General features: G+C 69.3%; 1 protein-coding gene. It reads right to left on the reverse strand.

Translation table 11 applies throughout. From position 1 onward, the window contains the following. A partial coding sequence (locus tag AC1DRF_RS31145) for an acyltransferase family protein (protein ID WP_477742715.1) occupies nt 1-678 on the reverse strand: 678 nt, incomplete at both ends.

Genomic DNA, 678 nt, shown 5'->3' on the forward strand with positions numbered 1-678 from the left:
GGGCGTTGCGGCAACCCGTCGAGCCGCCACATGGCCCCGGCGGCGATGACAATCACCACCACGCCGGCCACCGCACCGCCGATAGCGCGTGGCTTCCAGCGCGCCGGGTTGCGCATCGGCACTTCGACGGTGCGGTTGAGCACGACGGCGAGCAGGAACGACACGACGAAGAAGCCGACGATTTCCGATGCGCGCAAGTGATCGACGTGCCTGGCCTGCTTGTAGAACACCAGCAGCGGCCAGTGCACGAGATACAGCGCGTAGCTCACCAGGCCGATGTACACCATCGGCCGGTTGCGGAGCAGGATGCCGGATCGCGCATGGTCCGCACTGGCGATGCACAGCGCGGCGCCGATGCAGGGCACCAGCGCGGCGGCCCCCGGGAACAGCGTGCGGTCGGTGAACACCACCATCGACACGCCGATCAGCACCACGCCGACCGCGAACGCGAGATCCGCCGCGCGTTTGTGCAGGCGCAGCGGCCACAGTGCGAGCAGGCCGCCGACCGCGAATTCGAAGGCGCGGAACGGCGTGAGATAGGACACCGCCTCCGGCGCGCGCCCGATCATGACCACGGCCGCGACCAGGCTCACGATGCCGGTGGCCAGGATGCTCAGCCGGATGCGATGCGTCGCGATGCCCAGCAGGGGCAGCAGCCAGGGCCACGCCAGGTAGAAC

Source organism: Priestia sp. P5_B4 (assembly GCF_056400385.1).